This is a genomic window from Chryseobacterium culicis (assembly GCF_900108365.1).
Lineage (GTDB): Bacteria > Bacteroidota > Bacteroidia > Flavobacteriales > Weeksellaceae > Chryseobacterium > Chryseobacterium culicis.
The window spans coordinates 885251-910453 of the sequence record NZ_FNWQ01000002.1; the positions used below are offsets into that span (position 1 = coordinate 885251).

Annotated in this window: 25 protein-coding genes; 15 read left to right on the forward strand and 10 right to left on the reverse strand. The window is 37.2% G+C overall.

What is annotated here, in order from left to right:
- The first annotated feature begins 122 nt into the window (after positions 1-122).
- From BLW74_RS10355 to ampC, 6 genes are all read left to right on the forward strand, one after another.
- Positions 123-836, forward strand: coding sequence for an alpha/beta hydrolase-fold protein (locus tag BLW74_RS10355; RefSeq protein WP_089692330.1), 714 nt, complete (start codon positions 123-125; stop codon positions 834-836).
- A gap of 51 nt (positions 837-887) precedes the next feature.
- Entirely contained in the window at positions 888-1841 is a 954-nt protein-coding gene (locus BLW74_RS10360; RefSeq protein ID WP_089692331.1) for an ATP-grasp domain-containing protein, read from the forward strand.
- Between the two features lie 32 nt (positions 1842-1873).
- The gene (locus BLW74_RS10365) at positions 1874-2995 is read left to right on the forward strand and encodes a carboxylate-amine ligase (RefSeq protein WP_089692332.1); all 1122 of its coding nucleotides are present in this window, start codon (positions 1874-1876) and stop codon (positions 2993-2995) included.
- Between the two features lie 34 nt (positions 2996-3029).
- Positions 3030-3863: a type 1 glutamine amidotransferase gene (locus BLW74_RS10370; protein WP_089692333.1), complete on the forward strand. Its 834-nt coding sequence runs from the start codon at positions 3030-3032 to the stop codon at positions 3861-3863.
- 179 nt (positions 3864-4042) lie between these two features.
- Entirely contained in the window at positions 4043-5227 is a 1185-nt protein-coding gene (locus tag BLW74_RS10375; RefSeq protein ID WP_089692334.1) for a hypothetical protein, read from the forward strand.
- A gap of 321 nt (positions 5228-5548) precedes the next feature.
- Positions 5549-6718 carry a class C beta-lactamase gene (gene ampC / locus BLW74_RS10380; RefSeq protein WP_089692335.1) on the forward strand — a complete coding sequence of 390 codons (1170 nt, stop codon included), beginning with the start codon at positions 5549-5551 and terminating at the stop codon, positions 6716-6718.
- A gap of 73 nt (positions 6719-6791) precedes the next feature.
- Here ampC and BLW74_RS10385 read toward each other — a convergent pair whose 3' ends face one another.
- Entirely contained in the window at positions 6792-8210 is a 1419-nt protein-coding gene (locus tag BLW74_RS10385) for a tetratricopeptide repeat protein (RefSeq protein WP_089692336.1), read from the reverse strand.
- 162 nt (positions 8211-8372) lie between these two features.
- Positions 8373-11003: a cyanophycin synthetase gene (gene cphA, locus BLW74_RS10390; protein WP_089692337.1), complete on the reverse strand. Its 2631-nt coding sequence runs from the start codon at positions 11001-11003 to the stop codon at positions 8373-8375.
- 201 nt (positions 11004-11204) lie between these two features.
- Here cphA and BLW74_RS10395 point away from each other — a divergent pair, with 201 nt between their 5' ends.
- The 3 genes from BLW74_RS10395 (at position 11205) to BLW74_RS10405 (ending at position 13499) form a co-directional block, all read left to right on the forward strand.
- Positions 11205-12092, forward strand: coding sequence for a cyanophycinase (locus tag BLW74_RS10395; RefSeq protein WP_089692614.1), 888 nt, complete (start codon positions 11205-11207; stop codon positions 12090-12092).
- 228 nt (positions 12093-12320) lie between these two features.
- Positions 12321-13163: an isoaspartyl peptidase/L-asparaginase gene (locus BLW74_RS10400; protein WP_089692338.1), complete on the forward strand. Its 843-nt coding sequence runs from the start codon at positions 12321-12323 to the stop codon at positions 13161-13163.
- Between the two features lie 99 nt (positions 13164-13262).
- On the forward strand, positions 13263-13499 hold the full coding sequence (locus tag BLW74_RS10405) for a YtxH domain-containing protein (RefSeq protein WP_089692339.1): 237 nt from the start codon (positions 13263-13265) through the stop codon (positions 13497-13499).
- Positions 13500-13600: 101 nt separating this feature from the next.
- On the opposite strand, the gene BLW74_RS10410 is transcribed toward BLW74_RS10405, so the two are convergent.
- The 5 genes from BLW74_RS10410 to hisS form a co-directional block, all read right to left on the reverse strand.
- Positions 13601-14395 (reverse strand): class I SAM-dependent methyltransferase, encoded by a 795-nt coding sequence (locus tag BLW74_RS10410; RefSeq protein ID WP_089692340.1) that lies wholly within the window; start codon positions 14393-14395, stop codon positions 13601-13603.
- 50 nt (positions 14396-14445) lie between these two features.
- Positions 14446-14982: a PH domain-containing protein gene (locus BLW74_RS10415; protein WP_089692615.1), complete on the reverse strand. Its 537-nt coding sequence runs from the start codon at positions 14980-14982 to the stop codon at positions 14446-14448.
- A gap of 29 nt (positions 14983-15011) precedes the next feature.
- A complete protein-coding gene (locus BLW74_RS10420; protein ID WP_089692341.1) occupies positions 15012-15659 on the reverse strand; it encodes a GNAT family N-acetyltransferase in 648 nt (215 codons plus the stop codon).
- Between the two features lie 17 nt (positions 15660-15676).
- Positions 15677-16510 (reverse strand): PH domain-containing protein, encoded by an 834-nt coding sequence (locus tag BLW74_RS10425; RefSeq protein WP_089692342.1) that lies wholly within the window; start codon positions 16508-16510, stop codon positions 15677-15679.
- A 185-nt stretch (positions 16511-16695) separates the two neighbouring features.
- Complete coding sequence (gene hisS, locus BLW74_RS10430; RefSeq protein WP_089692343.1) at positions 16696-18048, reverse strand: histidine--tRNA ligase; 1353 nt, start codon at positions 18046-18048, stop codon at positions 16696-16698.
- A 392-nt stretch (positions 18049-18440) separates the two neighbouring features.
- Between hisS and BLW74_RS10435 the strand changes: the two genes are divergently transcribed.
- On the forward strand, positions 18441-19256 hold the full coding sequence (locus BLW74_RS10435) for a hypothetical protein (protein ID WP_139265724.1): 816 nt from the start codon (positions 18441-18443) through the stop codon (positions 19254-19256).
- 177 nt (positions 19257-19433) lie between these two features.
- Here the strand turns inward: BLW74_RS10435 and BLW74_RS10440 are convergent, their stop codons facing one another.
- The gene (locus BLW74_RS10440; RefSeq protein WP_317041035.1) at positions 19434-19592 is read right to left on the reverse strand and encodes an HRDC domain-containing protein; all 159 of its coding nucleotides are present in this window, start codon (positions 19590-19592) and stop codon (positions 19434-19436) included.
- A 182-nt stretch (positions 19593-19774) separates the two neighbouring features.
- Between BLW74_RS10440 and BLW74_RS10445 the strand changes: the two genes are divergently transcribed.
- Positions 19775-20611, forward strand: coding sequence for a C1q-like domain-containing protein (locus BLW74_RS10445; RefSeq protein ID WP_139265725.1), 837 nt, complete (start codon positions 19775-19777; stop codon positions 20609-20611).
- Between the two features lie 262 nt (positions 20612-20873).
- Here the strand turns inward: BLW74_RS10445 and BLW74_RS10450 are convergent, their stop codons facing one another.
- The gene (locus BLW74_RS10450) at positions 20874-21329 is read right to left on the reverse strand and encodes an HRDC domain-containing protein (RefSeq protein ID WP_228424865.1); all 456 of its coding nucleotides are present in this window, start codon (positions 21327-21329) and stop codon (positions 20874-20876) included.
- A 12-nt stretch (positions 21330-21341) separates the two neighbouring features.
- Positions 21342-21674 (reverse strand): single-stranded DNA-binding protein, encoded by a 333-nt coding sequence (locus BLW74_RS10455; protein ID WP_076351611.1) that lies wholly within the window; start codon positions 21672-21674, stop codon positions 21342-21344.
- A gap of 351 nt (positions 21675-22025) precedes the next feature.
- Here BLW74_RS10455 and BLW74_RS10460 point away from each other — a divergent pair, with 351 nt between their 5' ends.
- The 4 genes from BLW74_RS10460 to BLW74_RS10475 all read left to right on the forward strand — a co-directional run bounded on the left by BLW74_RS10460 (position 22026) and on the right by BLW74_RS10475 (position 25199).
- A complete protein-coding gene (locus BLW74_RS10460; protein WP_089692617.1) occupies positions 22026-22400 on the forward strand; it encodes a helix-turn-helix domain-containing protein in 375 nt (124 codons plus the stop codon).
- Between the two features lie 173 nt (positions 22401-22573).
- Positions 22574-23302: a polysaccharide lyase family 7 protein gene (locus tag BLW74_RS10465; RefSeq protein WP_089692346.1), complete on the forward strand. Its 729-nt coding sequence runs from the start codon at positions 22574-22576 to the stop codon at positions 23300-23302.
- A 396-nt stretch (positions 23303-23698) separates the two neighbouring features.
- The gene (locus BLW74_RS10470) at positions 23699-24595 is read left to right on the forward strand and encodes an arginase family protein (protein ID WP_089692347.1); all 897 of its coding nucleotides are present in this window, start codon (positions 23699-23701) and stop codon (positions 24593-24595) included.
- Between the two features lie 10 nt (positions 24596-24605).
- Complete coding sequence (locus BLW74_RS10475) at positions 24606-25199, forward strand: HPP family protein (RefSeq protein WP_089692348.1); 594 nt, start codon at positions 24606-24608, stop codon at positions 25197-25199.
- Positions 25200-25203 lie beyond the last annotated feature (4 nt).

Sequence of the window (25203 nt, forward strand, 5' to 3'; positions counted from 1 at the left end):
AACACGAGAATAGGATAATTATCAGTTCATTGACCCATGCGATGCCAATCAACCGGATATTGAAGAAAAGATCAGCTCGGAGGAATTGAACTTATCAAATTAATACAATTAAACACAAAGAAATGCCTCATATAGAACATACAGATTATTATTCAAATATATTGGGAACAAGTCTCAAGGTAGAAGTGACCGGGCATTATGGCCATCCTGTCATCATGTTCCCTACTTCCCAGGGACAATACACCCAAAACCATGATTTTCATCTCAATGGAAGCATCAATTGGTTCGTAGAACAGGGAAAAGTAAAGCTTTATAACATACAGACCATCGACAGCTGGAGTTTTTACGATGATAAAATTTCTCCCCAGCAAAGAATAAGAAACTACGAACGGTATGTACAGTTTCTCATTAAAGAATTTGTGCCTTATATCCAGAAGCTTCACAAGACTCATCGAGTAGCAGTTGCAGGAGCCAGTTTTGGCGGATATCATGCCGCTAATTTTGCATTCCGGTTTCCGGATGTGGTTTCTCATCTTTTTTGCCTCTCCGGAGCTTTCAGTATCAGAAATTTCATAGACGGCTATTCTGATGATCTGGTGTATTTCAACTGTCCCAGAGAATTTGTAAGAAATGATGAAGCCTGGAAATACAAACATATGCATATTGTACTGAGCACTTCTGATCAGGACATCTGCAGAGAAAAAAACGTAGAAATGGCGGAAATCTTAAGACTGAAAGGCATAGACTTCTGGTACGACGAAAGAAAATGGATAGGCCACGACTGGCCTTTATGGAGAATGGTCTTCCCGACCTTTATAGGAGCTTTCTTCTCTTAGCACAACAAAAAACAAATAGAAAAAAATATATCCATCTTAAAAACAAAAATTATGACAAAAAAAGTAGGAATTCTTTTCGGTATGGAAGATACATTTCCCTGGGCATTTATTGACAAAGTGAACGAGCTTGGAGGTGGAGAAATCGTGGCTGAACCCGTTACTATTGACAAACTTGAACAGGGAGCAGATTATGGCTATGCAGTGATCATCGACAGAATTTCGCAGGACGTTCCCTTTTACAGAGCTTATCTGAAAAATGCAGCACTTAACGGCACCTATGTGATCAACAATCCATTTTGGTGGAGCGCAGACGAAAAGTTTTTCAACAATGCCCTGATGTCTAAACTGGGAATTCCTCTTCCTAAGACCGTTTTGCTGCCATCACATGAAAGACCGGACAATACTTCAGAAACTTCATTCAGAAACCTCAAATTTCCGCATGACTGGGAATATATCTTCAATTATGTAGGATTTCCGGCATACATGAAGCCTCACGACGGTGGCGGCTGGAAGAGTGTTTACAGGGTGGAAAATCCGGATGATCTCTGGAATAAGCTGGGTGAAACGGAACAGCTGGTCATGATGGTACAGGAAGAAATTGTTTTTGACGACTATTACAGAGTGTACTGCCTGGGCAGAAAATATGTCCACATTATGCCTTATGAACCGAGAAACGCCCCTCATTTAAGATATGCCACCACTCATCAGACACAAGGAAAAGAGCTTGAAAAATTGCTGAAAACCATTCATGACTATACCATTACAATGAATGAAGCTTTGGGGTATGATTTCAATACTGTAGAGTTTGCTGTGAGAGACGGTATTCCTTATGCCATCGACTTCTGTAATCCGGCTCCGGATGCTGACAGAAATTCTGTGGGAGAAGAAAACTTTGCATGGATTATAGAGCATGCAGCCAAACTGGCTGTAGAAAAAGCTAAAGAATACGTTCCGGGGAAACCGAATATTGCCTGGGGAACCTTTGTGAAGGATTCCATTAAATAACATTGAAAAAAAATAAAAAAACACAATAAAAAATGCATCATCAGTTTACTATTGGAATTGAAGAGGAATATCAGATCATTGATGTTGAAAGCAGAGATCTTGTTTCTCACGTTTCAAAAATCATTGAAGGCGGCAAAGCTGTTCTGAGCGAAAACTTAAAGCACGAAATGCACGAATCCATGATTGAAATGGAAACCGGAATCTGCCAGAATATTCAGGAAGCAAGAGCAGAATTAACGAATTTAAGACGTCACCTTATCAATACCGCCCACGAGCAGGGGCTACGTGTTTCAGGAGGCGGTACTCACCCATTCTCGCATTGGTCGGACAATAATATCACTCAGGGAGAAAGATATATTAAGATCGTAGATGATATGGGAGATGTTGCCCGCGAAAACCTTATTTTCGGACTGCATGTTCACATTGGAATTCCCAACCGTGAAGAGGGCGTGAGAATTCAAAATGTAATGCGCTATTTTCTTCCTCACGTGTATGCGCTTTCTACCAATTCACCATTCTGGATCGGTAGATATACAGGCTTTAAATCATACAGACAGGAAATCTTTGTCAAATTCCCAAGGACCGGTATTCCGAGTTATTTTAACTCACTGGCAGAATTTGACAGCTATGTAGATCTTCTGGTAAAAACAGGAACTATCGACAATGCTAAGAAAATCTGGTGGGATCTTCGTGTACACCCATTCTATCCTACGATTGAATTCAGGATCTGCGATATGCCTCTGAGAATAGATGAAACGGTATGCCTGGCAGCCATCATGCAGAGCCTCGTTGCTAAAATTTATAAGCTTCATCAGCAGAACCTGAGCTTCAGAAGCTACAGAAGACTTCTTTTGAATGAAAATAAGTGGCGCGCTTCCAAAAGCGGTATAGAAGCTCATCTTATTGATTTTGGAAAAGAGGAATCCGTACCGTATCCTCATTTATTAAAAGAACTTTTAGAGTTTATTGATGATGTCGTAGATGACTTAGGATGCCGTCACGAAGTAGAATATGCATGGAAAATCCTGGAAAACGGAACCGGAGCAGACCGACAGCTTCAGATCTTCAAAGAAACCGGTGATCTGACGAAAGTAGTTGATTATATGATCTCTGAAACAGAATATGGCATCACTCATGGTGAACCTGCTTCCTAAATATTTTTGGTAACTTTGCAAAAAATATGATGTAATGAAAGATATTCGAATTGCGCTGCTGGACATGAACAACAATCATGTGAATCAAGGCTTCAGAAACATTAAAGAGATTTCCGAAGCATTTCAGCAGCACTCTGAAGAAAATGTGGTCATCAAGACATTTGATGTGAGATTTAAAGATGAAATGCCTGAGATTGGAGATTTTGATATTTTTATTTCTTCCGGCGGACCGGGAAATCCACATCGTGAAGGTCATGACTGGGAAGACAGATTTGCCCATTTTCTAGACGCTGTTCTGGAACATAATACCTACAATGAAGATAAAAAATACCTTTTCCTGATCTGTCATTCTTTCCAGCTGGCAAGCATTCACTGGAATCTGGGAAATATCTGCAAAAGAAAGTCTTACTCTTTCGGAGTAATGCCTGTTCACAAAACGGATGAAGGTAAAGAGGAATTTTTATTTAAAAATCTTCAGGATCCTTTTTATGCAGTAGATTCCAGAGCGTATCAGTTTATAGAGCCGAATCATAAACGTTTTGAGGAACTTGGAATGACCGTTATGGCAATAGAAAAATTCCGTCCCCATATCAATCTTGAAAGAGCAGTAATGGCAGTACGCTTTTCGGAAGAAATATTCGGAACCCAGTTTCACCCTGAAGCCAATCCTGAATCTCTGATCGAAAATCTGAAAGATGAAAAAAACAGGGAAGCCATGATTGAAAACTTCGGAATGGAGAAATATCTTGAAACGATGGACAGAATAGATGATGAAGACAAAATTATCCTGACCAGAAATCAAATCCTTCCGAGATTCCTTCAGTTTGCAAAAAAAAACATTTTGAAAGAAGCTGAATCTTTGGCTTAAAAAAGCCGGAAGCTGGAGGAAGAATGCCGGAGGTTATTATTGGTTAGGAATACTAACGATCCTTTTATTTGTGGACAGTACATATTTTCAGGCCTCAAAACTTCCCTCTTCCAGCTTCCAGACAATAACAATCGGGCAGAAATGCTCGATTTTTTTAACATCACAAAAGAAAAAAAATAATGATTCCAAAATACAGAAAGCAATTTAATGATGAGTTTTCGGATGAAAAGTACAGTCAGTTAAAGGATATTTTGCTGCAAAAAGGAGGCATAGCCCCTACTTTCAGAATTTCCGAAAGTCCTATTTTTCTGACCAAAGACTTTGAGGCAAAATTAATAGACGCCAGCGAAAGCATCATCAGCCAGATTAAGACAATGCCGTCAGACTTATTGCAAAAAGCGATCCCCGATAACTGCAGGGTTCCCAATGATACAGATCAGCCCCATTTTTTCACCATTGATTTTGGAGTCTGCAAAAGTGAAAACGGAGAAATAGAACCTCAGCTGATAGAGCTTCAGGCCTTCCCTTCTCTCTATGCTTTCCAGAAAGTATATGAAGAAACATTCTGTGAGGTCTATCCATTTCTTTCTGAAATCAAAAATCCACTGCCTCAGGAAACTTTTAAAAATTATTTGAAAGAGTTAATCTTAGGCGATGAACATCCGGAAAATGTAATTCTGCTTGAAATATTCCCGGAAAAACAAAAAACTGCCATTGATTTTGCTTTAACAGAGAAATTATTGGGGATAAAAACAGTTTGTCTTACCAAAGTAAAAAAGGAAGGCAGGAAACTCTATTATGAAAACAATGGAAAACGGATAGAAATTAAAAGAATCTATAACCGTGTCATATTTGATGAGCTTGATAATATTCCTGATCTTGTGACAGAGTTTAACTTCCGTGAAGAGGCTGATGTCAAATGGATCACCCATCCCAACTGGTTTTTTAAAATATCCAAGTTTCTTTTGCCTTTACTGAAGCATCAGTTCGTTCCGAAGAGTTATTTTCTGCATGAATTTCCTGAGCACGAAAACCTCGAAGATTTTGTGTTAAAGCCACTATTTTCATTCGCGGGAAGTGGCGTTAATCTGAATCCAACAAAAGAAATAACCGATGCCATTCAGGACAAGGAAAATTATATTCTGCAGAGAAAGGTAATGTATGAACCTGTCTTTGAAGACATCAATGGCGAGTTCTCAAAAGCAGAGATCCGTTTACTGTATATCTGGAGAGAAAATGATGAGCGCCCTATCCTTTTGGAAAACCTTGGAAGAATGACCAAAGCCGCCATGGTAAATGTAGATTTTAATAAAAAAGATGCCATCTGGATTGGAAGTTCGAATGCTTTTTTCGCAGAAGGATAAGATTCATTTTTAATGATCATTTGAAATAAAAAGAGGCTTCGGCTGAACCTTTGGTTCAGCCGAAGCCTCTTTTTATACATCTATTCATCACACTTCTTTTGAACAATAAAATACTTTCAGATAATTATTCACACCAATTTCCTGTAATTTCAAACACTCGTCAACAGAATTACAAAACACTGGTTTTCAACGAACAAATGTATTGTAGTGCAATTGTAGTAGAGATTATTCTGTAAATTTATTTTACTTTCGCTCAAGAATTTTCCGGAAATTTCTATTTGTACATTATAGTAAAAAATTCAATTATAAAATCTTAAAATTATGCGAAGTTTAAAAAACATATCAGTTGCTTTATTGTTTTTATCTTTTTTATCAAGCTGTAATAATCCAAAGAAAAATGAGAGCTCAGATTTTGACAATTATTTGGATGCCCTGGTACAGCCCGTAATGGAAAAGAATGATATTCCTGGGGTAAGCATTGCCATAACAGTAAATGGGAAACATACTTTTTTCAATTACGGACTGGCTTCAAAAGCAGACAAAATAGAAGTTACCAATACAACTTTATTCGAACTGGGTTCCGTAAGCAAGACGTTCACGGCTACTTTAGCCAGTTTATCACAAGTGAATGGGACACTTAACTTATCTGATCCTGTAAGCAAATATATGCCCGAAATTAAAAACCCAGCTTTTGACCAGATAAAGCTTTACCATCTCGGAACGCATACAGCCGGTGGATTTACATTGCAGTTACCTGATGAAATTACTAATAATGAGCAGCTCATTAATTACTATAATGCATGGAAACCAGATTACCCTGCAGGTACCCAAAGAATGTACACCAATCCGAGCATTGGTCTTCTGGGTGTTATTGCCGGAAAAACATTCAAACAGCCTTTCACCAAAGCAATGACCCAAAATGTTTTCACTAAAATGGGTTTGAATAATACTTTTTATGAAGTACCTGCTGAAAATATGAGTCAATACGCATTCGGTTACAGTAAAAATGATGAGCCGATCCGTGTAAACCCGGGAGTTCTGGCTGATGAAGCTTATGGAGTGAAATCATGCACACAGGATATGATTACTTTTATAGACGCCAATATGGGAATTGGAAACATTGACAGTAAATTATCCGCAGCCATAATGAATACGCATACCGGATATTTTAATACCACAGAAATGACTCAGGACCTGATTTGGGAACAATATAATTATCCGGTTACACTGGAACAGCTTCAAAAGGGGAATTCCGCGGATATGGCTTTCAAACCTAATTCTGTGAAGGAAATTCTTCCGCATCAGAAACCGAAACTTGATGTATTGATTAATAAGACCGGAGCGACCAATGGTTTTGGAGCGTATGTAATGTATGTTCCTTCAAAAAAGATAGGTATTGTAATTCTTGCCAATAAAAATTATCCTAATGCTGAAAGGATTGATATTGCATATAAAATCTTATCCTATATAGAAAAATCTGAAAAACTATAATAGATTATCCTAAAATGGAGCAGTCGTAAAAGTCAAATTATTTGACTTTTGAGACTGCTCCATTTTCTATTTATTACAATTCTGAAACCCAGGTTCCCAAATCTAAATCAGAAGGTAGATTGAGTTTCTTTTTGAGTCTGTATTTCTTGGTTTCTACCGCTCTTACGGTTACATTAGTACATTGTCCGATTTCTTTATTGGTCATATTAAGCCTTACATAAGCGATAAATTTTAGATCATGGCTGGTAAGTTCTGGATATTGTGAAGTCAGTTTTTCATAGAATTCCGGATACACTTCTTTAAACCTGCTTATGAAAAAAGGGCTATTGTCTGTGGCCATTTTACCGAGATCATTAAGGGAAGTATCTACTTTCTTTTTCAGCTGATCTGTTTCCCGTATTTTTTCAGTGATGATTTTCTTCTGTTCTTCAAGCAGCTGATCTCTTCTTTTATTTCTTTTCCGGATTATAAACACTCCGGCAAGAGATGCTGATGCAACCCCTGTAATGACAGCGATAATAAGATAAAGATGATTCTTCTCCTTTTCCTGCTCAATCGCAAAATTATTCACAACAGAAGCCACTGCTTTTCTTTCTCCTGACTGAATGCTGTCATTGAGTTCAGTATATTTTGTCAGATATTCATTGGCCTTCGGAATATCGTGTAAAGCCAGATAAGTTTCATAAATCTTTTTATAGGTATTGATAATATCTGCACCCCGGTTTATTTTCAGATAGATAGGTAAAGATTCCTGGTAATACTCCAGTGCCTTTGTATACTCTTTTTTCAGAGTATAAAGGTTTCCACGTCTTGTTGCAATGGCTCCGAAAGCGTGGAGCGAGCTGTTATTTTTTACGGCCAGTACAGATGCTTTATTCAGATAATATTCTACAGAATCAAGATGTTGTTTTTTGGATAAGAACTGCTCTGCTATGCGTACATAAATCTTAGGTTCATCGGGAAAATCCCTTACTCCTTTTTTGCGCATAGCATTAATGGAATCAGGCAGTTTTAAATCTTCAAAATTGGACCACTTCCAGATATAGACAAAAAACAAAGAATTTCTGTTCTCTTTTGTATCAGGGGCATGCTTGAGATAATCTATAGATTTATTCAGCTGAATATTAGCCTGGTTGTAAAGTCCCAAAAAGGCATAGTTTCTTGCAATTTCATTACATAATCTTGCATTCAGTCCGTTGTTATTGATCAATTTGAGCTGTTTTGCGGCTTCATCCAGATAGCGGAGACTTTTCTGATGCTCATCAAATGTAGAAAGGGCATTGGCAATATTAATGTTGGCTAAAGCCTCTCCTTCAGGATTATCATGCTCTTTATAATATTGAAGCGCTGCTATATTGTATTGAAATACTTTGTCATACTCTCCTTTGTTTTTACAGATCGTTGTGATACTATCAAGCTTGGCAGGAGTATAGTTTTGAGAATAGAACTGAACATAAAAATAGAGAAAGAAAATAGAGAGTATCTTTTTCATAAAAACCGATCGTCCGGCAAGTTAATAATTTTTATTTTTTATCACTTTTAAAAAAAAGTTAAATGTATTCATCTAATTTTAATGTAACTGACCTGTTATAAAAAAAAACTGCAATACGTTTTTATCCCGTATTGCAGTTTCATTCAGTTGATAAGATTTTTTTTATCCGTTTTTATCATCTTCCAATAATTCTCTTGCCTGATATTCCTGTACCAGATCTATAGCATTGGAAATAACATCGCTCAAAGCCGTAATAAACGTGCCTTCTTCGGCCATTCCCATAGCATGTTTTAATGCTTCTATTTCTTTAGGAATGATCTCGTAGCTTACATTTTTTCCTGCAGACTGCATTCCTTCAATAATAAGTCCATTGATCTCCTCTTCTGTTCTCCCCCGAAGGTGTTTTTCATTTCGGATAATGATATGATCAAACATTCTTCCTGCAATCTTTCCGCATTCTCTGATATCATTATCTCTTCGGTCTCCAACCCCGGAAATAATCCCTATTTTCTTCGTAGACTCCACATTTTTGAGATAGTCTTCAATTGCTTCATAGCCTGAAGGGTTATGGGCAAAGTCAATCAGAACCTTAAAGTTTTTGAATTTAAATACATTGAGTCTTCCCGGCGTAAGCTGAGCACTTGGAATAAAAGTTCTTAAAGAATTAGAAATATCTTCTATTCCAAATCCGTAGAGATAACTTGCTAAACTTGCCGCCAGAACGTTTTCAATCATAAATCTGGCCTTTCCTTCCATCGTGATCGGGAAATCCTTAGCTTTTCCTATTCTGATCTTCCAGTCTCCTTTTTTAATGGTTACAAAACCTTCTTCATAAACACAGGTGATTTTTCCTTCTTTGGCAAATTTTACGATGTGAGGATTATTTTCGTCCATGCTGAAGATGGCTACATTGGAATCGAGATCATTCACGATTTTCATAGAATACTCATTATCCGCGTTCAGGATACTCCAGCCACTCTTCTTCACACTGTCCAGAACAACACGCTTTACCCTGGTAAGATCTTTCAGAGAGTGAATATCATTCATACCCAAATGATCTTCCTCAATATTGGTTAAGACTCCGATGTCACATTGTGAAAAACCTAAACCGGAACGTAAAATTCCTCCTCTTGCCGTTTCCAGAACTGCAAACTCTACCGTTGGATCTTTCAGGATAAATTCCGCCGAAAGCGGTCCGGTAGTATCTCCTTTAGACAACATGGTATTCTGAATATAAATTCCGTCGGAAGTTGTAAATCCTACTCTATATCCGTTGCTTTTTACAATATGGGAGATCAGTCTAGTAGTGGTAGTTTTCCCATTGGTTCCCGTCACCGCAATGATTGGAATGGTAAAAGGTTTTCCTTGTGGATACAGCATATCCACCACAGGTGCAGCGACGTTTCTTGGAAGTCCTTCGCTTGGTGCAAGATGCATTCTGAATCCCGGAGCTGCATTTACTTCGATAATGGCACCGCCACTTTCCTTTAATGGCTGGGTAAGGTTTTCCGCCATCACATCAATACCGCAGACGTCCAATCCGATGATTTTAGAAATTCTTTCCGCCATCGTGATATTTTCCGGATGTACCATATCTGTCACATCAATAGATGTTCCTCCTGTTGAAAGATTTGCGGTTGATTTCAGATAAACCACCTCTCCTTTCTGAGGAACCGTTTCAAGCGTATACTGAAGTTTATCAAGCAGTTCCAGTGTATCTTTGTCTACCTCAATCTCGGTAAGTACATTTTCATGACCATAGCCTCTTCTCGGGTCTTTATTTTCTTTTTCTATGAGCTGCTGAAGGTTCAGTTCACCGTCCCCGACCACATGAGCAGGCACCCTTCTTGCCGCAGCCACCATCTTATTATTGATCACCAGTATACGGAAATCATACCCCGTAATGTATTTCTCAACAATTACTTTTCTTGAGTATTTCTGGGCATGTTCCAGACCAATTTTAGCAGCCTCCCATTCCGTAACATTGATGGAGGAGCCTTTTCCATGGTTTCCATCCAAAGGTTTTAGCACAACGGGATAGCCTATTTTTCTGATCACCGCATCCAATCCCTCTTCGTCTACCACCAGATCTCCTGTAGGTACCGGAATAGCCGCATCGTGAAGCATTCTTTTAGTCAGCTCTTTGTTGCAGGCAATATCCACAGCAATAGAACTTGTTTTTCCTGTAATGGTAGCCTGAAATCTCTGCTGATTCACTCCATATCCAAGCTGTACCAGAGAATTGGTTCCCAGCCTGATCCACGGAATTCTTCTGGAAGCCGCTTCTTCTACAATACTTCCCGTAGACGGCCCCAAACGTACACGCTCTCTGATTTCTTTCAATCTATGAATACATGCAGTAAGATCGTATTCTTTACCTTCTATTAGTGCTTCGGCAATTTTCACCGATTCTTCTGCGGCATAAATACCGGCATTTTCTTCAATATAATTGAAAACTACATTATAAACTCCCGGAGTTTTGGTTTCGCGGGTTCTTCCAAACCCCACATCCATTCCTGCGAGGGTTTGTATCTCCAAAGCAATATGCTCAATGACATGTCCCATCCAGGTTCCTGTTTCCACTCTATGGAAAAAGCCTCCTTCCACTCCTTCTGAGCATCGGTGGGTAATTAATGAAGGAATTAATTTTTCAATTCTCTCCCGGAAACCTTCTATTTTATTGGTAGGATAATCCTCCATTTCTTCGAGGTCTAACCTCATCTGTATCAGCTTCTTTCTTCTGATGCTCCAGATGTTCGGACCTCTCAGTGCCTGAATCTTTTCGATTTTCATAGTCTATTGGCATTTTAACATTTAATAATAACTCCTTTCAGAATCAAAGATAATGTAAAACCCTAAAAAAAACCATACCACAATTAAAGATTTGCTAAAAAAAAATTAATTTTAATTAACATTTTTAAAACATTAAAAATCAGCTAAAGATGGCACGAAATTCGCGAATGAATGTGAATTATTTTTTAATTTTGTACAATGATGAAACCTGTTGGAAAATTAATAGTTATCGGAGGCGCTGTAAATAAAGGCAGTTTTGCTGAAACCGATTATGATCAAAATATCGAAAAGAACCTTAATTTTTTTGAGCGTGGGATCTTAAGAAAGATCATCAACGAATCTAAGCACAAGGAAAACTCTGTGATAGAAATTGTTACAACCGCTTCTCAAATCCCTCAGATTGTAGGTTCCGAATACAAAAAAGCATTTGAATTTCTGGGTGCTAAAAATGTCAATGTTCTGGACATCCACAACCGCGAAGAAGCTAATTCTGACGCTATAGTGGCAAGAGCCAACGCTGCCGATGTTATGATGTTCACCGGAGGAGACCAGCTGAGGCTGACTTCTATTCTTGGCGGAACAAGATTTCATGACACAATTCTATTAAAATATCAGGAACAGGATTTTATCTATTCCGGAACTTCTGCGGGGGCCGCCGCTGCTTCGGAAAATATGATCTATCAGGGAAGCAGTTCCGAAGCCCTTTTAAAAGGGGAAATCAAAACTACGCAGGGCCTGGGTCTTATAGATAACGTTATTATAGATACCCATTTTGTACAACGGGGAAGAATCGGGCGTCTGTTCCAGGCAGTAGTAAACAATCCGAGAACTTTGGGAATCGGTCTGGGAGAAGATACCGGGCTTTTTATTCATAATGATGTGATGACAGCGGTAGGATCGGGACTGGTTATCTTAGTAGACGGAAGATTTATTAAAGATACCAACCTTACGAATATCAATCTTGGAGAACCTATTTCTATTGATAACCTAACGGTGCATGTAATGTCTATGAATGATCATTACGATCTTACAACAAAGAAATTAACGATAGAAAATTCTCAGTTTAATCCGATACCACAGGATAAGTAGTACAGGATGCGGACATTCCGGGTTCAGGGTCCCGAGGTTTATCAATGCAGGAGATTCGTTTTTTCAAAAAATACACTCGCTGTACTGCAACCTGGAACCACGAAATCCGAAACTCATGCCAGCACGATGTATGGATAAAATTCCTATCTTTTCCCTGTATTAATAGCCTGGATTCTTATTATTGTCAGTACAAATACAGAATTCCGGAACATAAAACCTATACCTACTATGAAAATTATTATCCACGGCGGTTTTTTCTCAGAAAGCGACCAAAGCCATGAAGTAAAAACAGCTAAACAGGACTCTTTAAAACACATAGCCCAAAAAGCTTTTGACTATCTTACAACACACTCTGCCTTCGACACTGTTGCATATGCCGTTTCACTGCTGGAGAATGATCCTTTATACAATGCCGGTATCGGTTCTCAGATTCAGAGTGACGGGGTTATCCGTATGAGTGCTGCCATTATGAATGGAAACACGCAGAAGTTAAGTGGGGTGATTAATATTCAGAATGTACAAAATCCAATTTTTGTGGCCAAAGATCTTATCAATGAAGATGACAGAGTTTTAGGAGGAAATGGCGCCAAAATCTATGCTACGGAAAACGGGTTTGAGGATTTTTCTACAGAAATTCCCCAGAGAAGAAAAGAATATGAAGCAAAACTTGCTAATGGAGGAAAAGGAACAGTAGGCTGTGTAGCCATTGACAAAGATGGAAAACTTGCTGTTGCTACGTCTACTGGAGGAAAAGGTTTTGAGATTCCGGGAAGAGTTTCAGATTCTGCCACAGTAGCCGGAAATTATGCCAATACCTTCTGCGCGGTGAGCTGTACGGGTGTGGGTGAAGATATTGTAAGCAATGCTACTGCTGCCAAAATTGTAACGAGAGTAACAGACGGGATGAGTCTTCCACAGGCTTTCAGCAAAACTTTTGACGAACTAAAAACTATTGATGGTTTTGCAGGGGCCATTGCTATTGATAAAGAAGGAAATATTTATCATCAGGACTCCTATCCTACCATGGTTTTCGCCAGTTTTGACGGTGAAAATTTTGAAGTCTTTTCTTAATTTTAACATTTTTTTATAGGTTCATTTATTTTTTTGGCACGTATTTTACATTATTGATAACAACAAATTGTAATATTAATACTTAAAAAAATAGAAATCATGGGAAACAAAGCAAAAGGCTTATTAGCTCTATTAGGTTTAGGTGCATTAGCATATTGGAAATATAAAAATTCAAGTCCTGAAGATCAGCAGGCTGTAAAGGATAAAATCAATACAGCAAAAGACAATCTTAACAAATGGGGAAATGATCTTAAAAGCAAAGCCAATGATGTTGCATCTCAGGTTCAGAGCAAAGTGGACGAAGCAAAAACAAAGGCTGAAGATTCATTAAGCTAATTAATAAGAGCAGTTTTTTTTAACATTCATATATAGGAAAAAGTCATCGTAATCATCATTGCGATGACTTTTTATTTATGATTACATGTAAGCTTTTCAGGTTATTCTTTTTTCTCCGCAGCCACGGCAAATACGAGCGGTATTTTATTTCCAAACTGTGGTATTCTCCATTTTCCGGATGCAAATTCCTCTACATGTCTGAAACAAGGGTAAGGTGACCAGTCGAATTCTCTGAAGGTGTTCATAGACATTCCTTTTTTAATCAAATTATCAATAACTTCTGATAAAGAGTGGTTCCACATGACATATTCCTGAACAATAGGTGCAGACTGATCTGCATAGGTTCCTTCATAGGTTTCTACGATGGGCTTTTCATTGAAATAGTTATAGGCAACCTTTGTAAAGTCATCATCAAACATCCAGACAACAGGGTGAAACTCTGCCATGATAAAATTCCCACCCGGTTTTAGAAAATGATTGATAATACCGGCCCATTTTTCAAGATCAGGGAGCCATCCTATTGTACCGTAACTTGTATACACAATATCAAATTTCTGATTCAGGACATTTGGTAGATTGTATACGTCCGAACAGATGAATTGGGTATCCGTATCACATTTTTGGGCAAGCTCTCTTGCCGCATCAATAGCTTTATCTGAAAGATCTATTCCGATCACTTTAGCTCCCATCCTCGACAGTGAAATAGAATCCTGTCCGAAATGACACTGCAAATGCAGAATGGTTTTTCCTTTGATATCTCCAAGAAGCTCAAGTTCTATAGAGTTCAGAGACGTTCTTCCTTTTAAAAATTCATCTACAAAGTAGAAATCGGATTTCAGATGCGGTTCTACTTTTGCATTCCACGAATTTCTGTTTATTTCTAAGTAATTTTCCATGGTTTAAGTTTTAAATTATATTATTCCGGCAACACTAACAACTTTACTGATTATAATTTCTCCATTAATTTCTTCTTTTGCTCGAGAAATTCTTCTTCGGTCAGCACTCCGGCCTCTCTCAGTCTTCCCAACTGTTCCAGCTGATCTAAAGCGCTTGGTTCAGCTGTATTCTGAAAAAATCCTTCTGGACGCGACATGAATTCTCTTACTTTTTCGCAAAACAGCTCAGCATGGTACTTTCCTACTCCGTCAATCTCCACAATATCATCGGTAACCTGGATATCTATAGAAGCTAATAAGAAGTCTTTTTCATATTGTATGGAGCTTATTTTGCTGTAAGAAAAATCCTCCACCATCAATCCGTACATGAATTCTTTATCCACAAAGATCAATCTTCTGTCTGTAGCGGCTAAAATAATATGATGATTGTTTAATTTATTTCTGCCTTCTACCAGATAAACAATTCTTTCTTCCGGTGAAAGGATGTCCGGCAATTCGTGAATTTCTTTTCGGGCAAATATGGTTGGGCTGATGTCGAGACTTTTTAATTCGTCTCTTATTTCGTCAAGTCTTGATTTTTCACTCATGGTTTTAGTTTTTTAATTCAATAAAAACATTAATCTTCTGCGGGAATTACCACAGAAGTGTGTAAGCAATACAGCTTCCAGCCTAAGGTTTCGTACAATAATTTCCCTTCTTCCGTAGCCACTAAAAGATTATTGGTAACGCCTTTGGATAAGGCAATTTTTTCCAGTTCTTTCAATAAAAAAGTAGCAAGTCCTTTTCTTTGATGATTCTTTTCAGTAATAATCCTGTCATACACCGCAATATCATCAATAAGAGAAACACGGCCTATAGAAGCCTGGTCACCATTTTCCGCCAGAATCCTGACAACAAAAGTTGTATTGTACTCAGAGAATTCCAAGTGATAACCTTCTGCAAGACTTATTTCCGGGAAATTCATAGGATGAAAGCAGGTCATCATATATCCCTGTGGCTGCAATTTCCAACGCTCAGGAATTTTGTGGATGAATTCATCGGGAGAAACAGAGACTTTCAGATAAATCCAGGGTTCAATTATTGAGTTAGCAAGCTTGAAGAAGTCATCATTCAGTTCAGGAAATACAAATCTCTCTTTTTGTTTTTCATCGCCTACCGTTACGTGGAAGCCGGATTTATAGGAAACAGGAAAGGATACTTCCCGCGATAAGCACCATCCTTTAAGCCATTTTCCTACAATTTCTGAAGATACTTTATCGGTCATGATTTAGTATTAAAAGTTTATGATAATTGCTCCAGCAGTTTCTTTTTCTGTTCTGCAAATTCTGAATCAGTAAGGATTCCGTTTTCTCTCAGCTTTCCTAATTTTTCCAGCTGACTGAAAATTTCTTCAGAGGAAACTGAAGTACTTTTGTTTGGAGAACCTATCTTTTGCGAAGACTGCGGAGTATTGTAAATATCTTTTATTGTATCATAAAACTTCTCTGCATCTTCTTTATCCATAAAACATTCGAACGCGGCTACTCTTTCATCCAGATGTAATTTAATAACCGGAGATCTTGGATCTGCCACAAAACTTACAGCCTTGATAGTATGATTGGGATAATCATTGATTTTTGCATCCCCAAACATAGCTTTTGATACGGAAATCATTCTTTTGGGTGTTGCTACCAAAATCCCTGCTGCCAGGGTATTTACAAATTGGGCATCCGTAATGGCGATAATCTGCTCTTCTTCCGGGATCAGATAAGGAAGTTCTTTGATTTCTCCTTTAGTAAAGATGGATAGGTTAGCATTCAGCATTTCCAGTTCGTTCTTTATTTTCTGACTTCTTCTTTTATAAACTTCTTTAGAGATCTGGCGGGAGCCTGCACTGATCGCTGCAGGAAGATGCTGTTCTGTAACCGCTGCTGGTTCAGCTTTCTCCTTATTCAGCATTTCGTTGATGTCGCCTATGCTGAATCTGTTGAGGTTGTACAGCAGTTCATCATTGATATCACTTACTTTATTTAAGCATTTATTGCATAAAACATAGCCATCTGAAAGACTGTTCGCTCCCAAAAGCGTATCCATAGATGTTAATTCCTTATTACACAATGCACAAATAGTGTTCATCTGGTTTTTATGTTTAAAAGTTTTTTTGAATGCAGGTATGTGTTTACCTGCCTGAATAACGGTTCCAAATTACAAATTCTGAACCGATTGTAAAGGATAATTGTATTTAAATCTTAGCCTCCATTAAACAGGTCAACCACAAAATTGCTTTTGTGGTTGATTGCTTTTTTTCTGTGTACATAATGCTATTCTCCTAAAAACTCAGCTAGAGAAACGGTTTTCTTTTCTCCGGCCTCAATATCTTTAAAAGTAACGGTATTGTTTTTAAGTTCTTCTTCACCCAGGAAGACCACTTTTTTTATCCCTTTATTCTCTGCGTAGGTAAATTGCTTATTGATCTTTGCATTTTCAGGATATAATTCTGCCGAAATTCCTTTTGCTCTTAGCTGCATAATCAGTTTCAAAGCTTCTGTTGTTTCTTCTGCTCCGGAATTCGCAAACAGATATTCTATTTTAGAGGAGGCTTCTTCAGGGAAAAGGTTCAGTTCTTCCATTACCAGATAAATTCTGTCTAATCCGAAAGAAATCCCTATTCCCGGAATGTTTTTTACGCCAAAAACCTCCGTAAGGTTATCATATCTTCCTCCACCACCTATGGAGCCCATAGCAACCTCATCTGCCTTCACTTCGAAGATAGCTCCGGTATAATAATCAAGGCCTCTTGCAAGGGTTATATTGAATACGAGATTTTGCATATCCACACCAAGGTTCATAGATTGTGTAAGAACATATTCCAGTTCTTCTACGCCTTTCAGACCAATTTCATTTCCTGCAAATTTTTCTTTCAGCTGAAGAAGATTTTCCAGCGCGTCGTCAGATTGGGTAAATAAGAAGTCCAGCTTATCAATAGATTCCTGAGAAATTTCTCTTTCCAACAGTTCTTTTACCACTCCTTCTTTTCCAATCTTGTCCAATTTGTCCAGTGCTACAGTAAAATCAATCAGTTTATCTGTAATTCCTGCATATTCTGCCAATCCGGAAAGGATCTTTCTGTTGTTCATATGAATGGTTACAGGAACTTTGAGGTCTGCGAAAGATTTCAGATACAACTGAACCAACTCTACTTCCTGCAATAAACTTTCGCTTCCTACCACATCCGCATCACACTGATAGAATTCTCTGTACCTTCCTTTCTGAGGTCTGTCTGCTCTCCAAACCGGCTGGATCTGGGAACGTTTGTAGGGAAATGTAAGTTTGCCGTGATTCATCGCAACGAATCTTGCAAAAGGTACGGTAAGGTCATAGCGAAGTGCTTTCTCTGAAATTTGAGAAGTCAGCTTTTGATGGTTTTTATGATCCCAGTCTTCCTGATTAACACCAGAAGTATAATCTCCGGAATTTAAAATCTTAAAAATCAGACGGTCACCTTCTTCTCCGTACTTTCCTGTCAATGTAGAAAGATTTTCAAAGCTTGGTGTTTCCAATGGCTGAAAGCCGAATAATTCAAAATTATTCTGTAAAATATTGATGATGTATTTTCTTCTGGAAACTTCCTGTGCCGTAAAATCTCTCGTCCCTTTTGCTAAACTTGGCTTCATTTGTTGTATGTCATTTTGATAAATGCAAAAATAAGGAATTGAAAGCACTTTTAAGGAAGATAAACAGTAAAGAAGAAATTTATCCGTTCTTTTTTGTAATGGTGATGCCTATATCAACTTGTACCTGGCCATCTTCCAGATCCAAAACATCGAAATTCAATTTTCATTGTAAAAAATTTTGAATCAGAGGATAAAGTCTCAGAAAAAACAAAGTATTACAATGAAATACACACACCTTACATACATGTCTTCCTTTTCACTTTAACCCCAAGAAAAGCAAAATGTTAACGAGCGTAACATCTATGTCATATCACTTTTTTTGCACAAAATATGTTTTGTTTCTAATATTATCCTGTTAAAATTTAATACAAACAAACTTTAAACACACAGAAATGAAAAATTTATTTTTATTGCCATTGGTAATGGTATCATCCATTGCATTCTCCCAAGTTGGAATTAATACAAACACCCCAGACCCTTCGGCTATATTAGATATTAAATCCAGCAACAAAGGTCTTCTTATTCCTAGAATAGCACTAACAGGTAAAACTGACGTTACGACCATCCTAAACCCTGCTAACGGCTTATTGATATATAACTTAAACAAAGCTGGTACTGCCCCCAATGATGTGAGAGCAGATACTTTTTACAAATTTAATACATCAGCAGGGAAATGGCAAACCATGCTAGAGGATGGTTCTATCCCAGCCCAAAATGGCTCTATCATTGCTATTGATGGTAATCTTACTATAGCCCAAGAAATAAGTGTACAAATGTCCAATGATTTTACTACAACAGCCACAAGTCCGGTTTCTGCAGTTCCCATAGGTTATTTAACTAATGAAATTATAGATAACGCCAATACATACACTGGTTCTGCAACCACTAACTCCTTCACTGTTAACGCTGATGGGATTTACCAAGTAACACTAAACTCGCAATTAAGTTTTGATAGTGCTGCTATAGGGTTTACTCATGTAATCGGGATCTGGGATAATACTGATGGTAAGTGGGTAGCGAGAGTTAATGATTCTGCAGCGAGTAGCCTACAGACATATACGCTAATATCAGCTATTAGTATGTTCGCAAGTCATACCTATTCTTTTAGAGTGGGATTATCTGCAGGAACAGCTAGTGTAAAAGCTTTGAGTTCCGGTTCTACTGGTTCCGGTCCTATTACGCAGATGTCTTTTAAACGATTAAAATAATAAAAAGGATTTTAATTTTCATTTTTTATAACACCATATAGGTATTTGTATTTTTGTCAATTTTAGGTAAGTACAGCATGCCAGAAAGTATGCATACTTAATTATATTTAGCTCTGGTTTATATACAGAATCTCCTTCTGATTATATAAACCAGAGCTTTTTTTGTGATACAAAAACTCAAATACTTTCTAAAATCTCCAGAATTTCTTCACCATAATTTTCAATTTTATGCTTCCCGAATCCTTTGATCTCGAGCAGTTCTTCTTTCTTAGCAGGCTTATACTTGGCGACAGACATCAGTTCTTTATTAGAGGATAAAGTCTCAGAAAAAACAATGTGTTACAATGAAATACACACACCTTACATACATGTCTTCCTTTTCACTTTAACTCCAAGAAAAGCAAAATGTTAACGAGCGTAACATCTATGTCATATCACTTTTTTTGCACAAAATATGTTTTTGTTTCTAATATTGCCCTGTTAAAATTTTAATACACACAAACTTTAAACACACAGAAATGAAAAATTTATTTGTATTGCCATTGGCAATGGTATCTGCTATGGCATTCTCTCAGGTAGGAATAAATACTACTACACCAGATCCTTCTTCTATATTAGAAATCCAGTCAACCAACAAAGGTCTTCTTATCCCAAGAGTAGCGCTCACCGGAATAAATGATCTTACTACAATTACTAACCCTGCTAACGGATTGTTAGTATTTGCTACTGCTAATGCAGGTACTGCACCTAATAATGTGGTGAGAAATAATTTCTATAAGTTCAATGCTGACGTCAACCAGTGGCAATTAATAATGGATGACAGTGTACTTAGTAAAATACCCAAAGTTGCAGATCTGATAGGCTTCAATAAAACAGGTAATGATACCACCTGGCTATCGGCAGATTTAAGCGGGGGAGCAAATATCCGCCAGGTCATGTTTGATAAAGTAAATCTGGGTACCAACTACAACCCGTCTACTGGGGAATATACGGCAAGTAAAACCGGATATTATTCTTTTGATATTAATATTACTTTGTCTTCCGGAACCGCATTTCAGAAAAATCTTAGATTAGGTGCCAGTAATCCGTACACAGGGGCAAAGCCAACATCTGTGGGAAATGGAATTTTCAGCTTTTTTTCTGAGCCTTTTGTAAGCGCATATACTGCTGATGGAAGCGGAGTTAATCACCCTGTCACTTTACAATCTAAAGGAATTATATTTATGACACAAGGACAAAAAGTTGTTTTTGTCACAAGATTTATTGATCCAGCGCAATTAACCCTAAATATTGAAGCGATGGGCTACAACCGTGTAGTTAATAATTTCCTGAATGTAACTTATTATTCAAACTAAGATCATTTAGAATCATTTTATAGAAAAGAAACAACCGCTTCAACATAAAAGCGGTTGTTATTTCTCAGCATTTACTTATTATATAAGATAATAAAGTTTATATTTTTTTTTAACCTAACACATCATGTGTGTGTATTTTTTTGTCAATTTTAGGTAAGTACAGCATGCCAGAAAGCATGCATACTTAATTATATTTAGCTCTAATTTATATGCAGGAAACCCTCTGTTTATATAAATTAGAGCTTTTTTAATGGTAAAAAAATCAAATACTTTCTAAAATCTCCAGAATTTCTTCACCATAATTTTCAATTTTATGCTTCCCAAATCCTTTGATCTCAAGCAGTTCTTCTTTCTTAGCAGGCTTGTACTTAGCGACAGACATCAGTTCTTTATTACTCGCGATGAAATAAGTGGGAAGATTATGCTCGCGGGCTTTCTCTGATCTCCACAGCTTCAGTGCATCAAGAATTTTTTCTTCATCTGCGTTTAAAAGTTCGTTATCTGCAGAATATTTGGCTGTTTTGGGTTCTTTTACGATACCCTTTACAGGTTTTAAGTCTTCAAAATACAATATTACCGACCAATACCGCTCATCACTTACAAAAGCCGTTTCTACTTTTATAATCTCATTGCCCTCCAGAAAATCATCCAGCATTTTCTGATCTTTATAGAGGAATTCTTCAGGAATTCTGATTTTAAAAATTTTTACTCTCATCATTTGTGTTTTTACTTATTTTCCTCCCAACAGCAGGATTTCATCTACACGTATTTCCGTGATATAACGCTTCACCCCGTCTTTATCATCATATGATCTGTAGGTAAGCTTTCCTTCTATGGCAATTTCTTTTCCTTTGGGAACATACTTTTCAAAAATTTCTGCTGTTTTCCCGAATGCAATAAGATTGTGCCATTGCGTTTCTTCTACTTTTTCTCCTTTAGCATTGGTGTAATGATCGCTTGTGGCAAGGGATACACTTGCTTTTACATTTCCATTGTCAAAATTTACCATTTCAACTTCTTTACCGGTGTAACCAATTAATGTTACTTTGTTTCTTAGTGACATAAGTTTTAGATTTTTAAAGATTAATAATTCAGATAAGAGACGTTCACTGTTTTTCTCAAATCTCTGTTGCAAAGATTGCGATGTTACCCAGCCACAGTCGGTTATAAACTGTTTAAATTCGTTTGTAGTCGTTTGTAAACGGATAATAATACAAAGAAAATTCCGCAGAAATTTGTATTTACAGGAATTAAAAGCGGGCAATTCCTAATTTAAACTTAAAAAATTCAACTAATAAAAATCCAATTTCAAAATATTTTTCACCCTCAAAAAACATTGAAAAAGAGACCGGTTACAAGGGATTTTTTCTATATAATTTAATTTTTTTTTTGCAAATTTGTAAAAATGTCTGATATGCAAAAAGAAAAACTACGTACAGTAAGAAAGAAGAAAGGATTCACGCAGCAGCAAATGGCTGATGTAATCCCTACTGACGTCTCCAATTACAGCAGAAAAGAAAGCGGTGCTGTATCTATTACACAGACAGAGTGGAACAAGCTGGCCCGATTTTTAGAAGTTCCTGTAGAGGAAATATATGAAGAAGAGGAAGCGAAAATCATTATTGAAAATCCTGTTTTTAATGAAAGTCCTGGAGCAAACATAGGAAACAGTACTTCTTCCGGTAACAATATTGGATATATCAATAATGAATTAAGCATAGAAATTATAAAAACAATGCAGGAATATATTGGCCTTTTGAAAGAAGAAATAAACAGGCTGAAAAAATAGAAAGTCTTTTTTTACAAAACATACTAAAGTCAGAATAGAATATTTCCTATTCTGGCTTTCTTTTTTGGGAAATCCGGTAAAGTAATTTTTAATATTTTCTTAAGTATTTATCCGGAATAATGTTCAGCAATAGTCCTAAATTCGTTTAGGATATTCCGCATAATTTCTTTTGTATGAAAGATCATTTTAAAACTCTCGCAAAATACACCTTATTTTTATGGTGCTCTGTGTTCGTTTCGGCACAAAATAATGGGTTTGATAAGGTTCCTCAGAGTCAGTTTAATCTGAGCCCGTTTGATCTTCAGCTGCCCATTCCTAAAAACAACTCTATCGTTATTATACAAGGACCCGAAGTGCAGAATTTTGCTTCAAAGAATTTTTATTTCTGGCCTCAGGATAAAAGCATACGTTTTTTTTGTTCTTCTGATGGGCAGCCCACCAAAGGATCTCATTATCCCAGAACAGAGTTACGCGAAAAAAATGAATGGCATTTCGAAAATAAGCATACACTGAAAGTAAGAATGGCGGTTTTGCAGCAACCCGGAACCGGAAAAATTATCATCGGCCAAATTCATGGGCATTCCAAAGGTACTGAAGCTTTAAAAATCTGGTGGAATAATGGTGAAATACAGGCTGGATTCAAAGAAGAAGTTAATGATAAAGAAGAAAGAATAACGCTTCTGAAAAATGTTCCTTTAGGACAAATATTTGATTACAGTATTCAACAAAACAACTCTGATGTTCTGGTTACCGTAAACCAGCAGACTGCTTCTTTTCATTTTGGTGAAAGCTGGAAGACAGAACCTGTATATTTCAAGGCTGGTAATTACCTTCAGGACAACAGCTTATCTCCTGTAACCGTAGGCCTCACGGCTATGTATGATCTCAAAATATCAGAATAAAAAAGTACCCAATACAATCATTGAGTACCTTTACTTAATCATGCAACGTAAAATTGGAATTTTGCTTTTGGCATCGTATAATACTCTGAATTACAGAATAATTACCAATATCAAATTTATAAAAAAACACAATTATGTGAAATAAAAATCTTATTTATTTTTAATAAAATAATAGTATTAAAATCATTAAATTATCTTTATTAGTGAATTATTTTAGTAAAATACAGGCAAATACTAACCATCTGACCATAAAAACTATTGAATAAAACAGAAATTAAATCCTCTCAATAATTCATTTTATTTAAAAAATATCTATAAAAATTACATCTTACAAAACAAGACGCAAAGCTATCCATTTACAAACGGATAATTCCGTATCTTTGTGAAAATTCATCTATGAAAAGGAACATCAATATTTTTGAGTTTCCTCTCAATCTGGGGCTTACAAAGAAAGATCATGAGACAGAACCCGGGGTTAGAAAACTTCCGGATTGGCTCAGAAAATTTGATTTTCATAGCAGAATTAACCCCACCAACGTTTACCGGCTGGAAGCTCCGGCCTATTCCATGGATTTTGATGGGGTTTCACGCGTCAGAAATGCAGACCAGATTATAGAATATGCCGAAAAACAGGCAGAATTTATACTCCAAAATTACGAAGAGGATGCCTTCAATATCATTCTTGGGGGTGATTGCAGTATTCTCATAGGGAATGCCATCGCTCTGAAAAATTTGGGAAATTTCGGACTTTTTTATCTGGACGGGCACACAGATTTTATTCCGCCTGAACTCTCGGAAACGGGAGGAGCTGCAGGCATGGATCTCGCCATCATTACCGGAACCGGACATGAAAAACTCACCAACATTCATGGCTTAAAGCCTTATCTTTCTGAGGAAAACATCTTTTGCTGTGGAAATGCAGAAACAGATGATGAAGAATATGTGAGCCAGATTGTCAATTCCGGTATTCATTATTTTGATCTTTACCGTCTCAGGGAAAACGGTTTCAGGAAGACAGCAGAAGACTTTCTGGAAATGGTGAGTAATAAATGCCTGGATGGTTTTTTCATTCATTTGGATGTAGATATTCTGAAAGATGAAATAATGCCTGCCGTAGACAGCAGAACGGAAGATGGAATAAGCTATGATGACCTCAGGGAAATGCTGGATCCTCTGTTGCAGAATTTCTCGTGTTTTGGGATAGAAATTACCATTTTAGATCCAGATTATGATGAAAACGGAACATATACCCGTCCATTTGCAGACCATTTAATTCAAATTATAAAAAAATAAAGAAGAGTACATGAAGAAGAGAATCAAAAGAACATTCAGGGTTTCAAAATATGTAATCTACAAAGAAACGCTTGTTGATTACAAGGAGCATTTCTGGTCTTTTCTGGGTGCATTTTTCGGGATCGGGATTATTGCATTTATCCAGTCTCATACCATTACAGAAACTGAAAATATCTTCCTGATCGGTTCTTTCGGAGCATCAAGTGTTCTTATTTATGGAGCCATACAGAGTCCTCTGGCACAGCCCAGAAATCTTATAGGCGGACATGTTCTGTCTGCTTTGGTAGGCGTTACCGTGTATCAGTTTATCCCTCATATTATCTGGCTGTCTGCACCTTTAGCTGTCGCATTTTCTATTGTACTGATGCAGTATACAAAAACTTTGCATCCGCCGGGAGGAGCTACGGCCCTCATTGCGGTAAGCTCTACAGGGAAAATTCCGGAATTGGGATACTGGTATGTGCTCTCCCCTGTACTGTCAGGATGCATTATTCTTTTGATGGTAGCCTTATTTTTTAATAATATTACCTCCAACAGAAGCTATCCTTCTCACAGCATGTTTAAAAAACTGCTGAAAAAAAGACACACCCATCACCTAAAATAAAGAT

Bases quoted from the DNA above. Each gene is read 5' to 3' on its own strand.
- BLW74_RS10355 (WP_089692330.1), top strand. From the start codon at position 123: ATGCCTCATATAGAACATACAGATTATTATTCAAATATATTGGGAACA.
- BLW74_RS10360 (WP_089692331.1), top strand. From the start codon at position 888: ATGACAAAAAAAGTAGGAATTCTTTTCGGTATGGAAGATACATTTCCC.
- BLW74_RS10365 (WP_089692332.1), top strand. From the start codon at position 1,874: ATGCATCATCAGTTTACTATTGGAATTGAAGAGGAATATCAGATCATT.
- BLW74_RS10370 (WP_089692333.1), top strand. From the start codon at position 3,030: ATGAAAGATATTCGAATTGCGCTGCTGGACATGAACAACAATCATGTG.
- BLW74_RS10375 (WP_089692334.1), top strand. From the start codon at position 4,043: ATGATTCCAAAATACAGAAAGCAATTTAATGATGAGTTTTCGGATGAA.
- ampC (WP_089692335.1), top strand. From the start codon at position 5,549: ATGCGAAGTTTAAAAAACATATCAGTTGCTTTATTGTTTTTATCTTTT.
- BLW74_RS10385 (WP_089692336.1), bottom strand. From the start codon at position 8,210: ATGAAAAAGATACTCTCTATTTTCTTTCTCTATTTTTATGTTCAGTTC.
- cphA (WP_089692337.1), bottom strand. From the start codon at position 11,003: ATGAAAATCGAAAAGATTCAGGCACTGAGAGGTCCGAACATCTGGAGC.
- BLW74_RS10395 (WP_089692614.1), top strand. From the start codon at position 11,205: ATGAAACCTGTTGGAAAATTAATAGTTATCGGAGGCGCTGTAAATAAA.
- BLW74_RS10400 (WP_089692338.1), top strand. From the start codon at position 12,321: ATGAAAATTATTATCCACGGCGGTTTTTTCTCAGAAAGCGACCAAAGC.
- BLW74_RS10405 (WP_089692339.1), top strand. From the start codon at position 13,263: ATGGGAAACAAAGCAAAAGGCTTATTAGCTCTATTAGGTTTAGGTGCA.
- BLW74_RS10410 (WP_089692340.1), bottom strand. From the start codon at position 14,395: ATGGAAAATTACTTAGAAATAAACAGAAATTCGTGGAATGCAAAAGTA.
- BLW74_RS10415 (WP_089692615.1), bottom strand. From the start codon at position 14,982: ATGAGTGAAAAATCAAGACTTGACGAAATAAGAGACGAATTAAAAAGT.
- BLW74_RS10420 (WP_089692341.1), bottom strand. From the start codon at position 15,659: ATGACCGATAAAGTATCTTCAGAAATTGTAGGAAAATGGCTTAAAGGA.
- BLW74_RS10425 (WP_089692342.1), bottom strand. From the start codon at position 16,510: ATGAACACTATTTGTGCATTGTGTAATAAGGAATTAACATCTATGGAT.
- hisS (WP_089692343.1), bottom strand. From the start codon at position 18,048: ATGAAGCCAAGTTTAGCAAAAGGGACGAGAGATTTTACGGCACAGGAA.
- BLW74_RS10435 (WP_139265724.1), top strand. From the start codon at position 18,441: ATGAAAAATTTATTTTTATTGCCATTGGTAATGGTATCATCCATTGCA.
- BLW74_RS10445 (WP_139265725.1), top strand. From the start codon at position 19,775: ATGAAAAATTTATTTGTATTGCCATTGGCAATGGTATCTGCTATGGCA.
- BLW74_RS10450 (WP_228424865.1), bottom strand. From the start codon at position 21,329: ATGATGAGAGTAAAAATTTTTAAAATCAGAATTCCTGAAGAATTCCTC.
- BLW74_RS10455 (WP_076351611.1), bottom strand. From the start codon at position 21,674: ATGTCACTAAGAAACAAAGTAACATTAATTGGTTACACCGGTAAAGAA.
- BLW74_RS10460 (WP_089692617.1), top strand. From the start codon at position 22,026: ATGCAAAAAGAAAAACTACGTACAGTAAGAAAGAAGAAAGGATTCACG.
- BLW74_RS10465 (WP_089692346.1), top strand. From the start codon at position 22,574: ATGAAAGATCATTTTAAAACTCTCGCAAAATACACCTTATTTTTATGG.
- BLW74_RS10470 (WP_089692347.1), top strand. From the start codon at position 23,699: ATGAAAAGGAACATCAATATTTTTGAGTTTCCTCTCAATCTGGGGCTT.
- BLW74_RS10475 (WP_089692348.1), top strand. From the start codon at position 24,606: ATGAAGAAGAGAATCAAAAGAACATTCAGGGTTTCAAAATATGTAATC.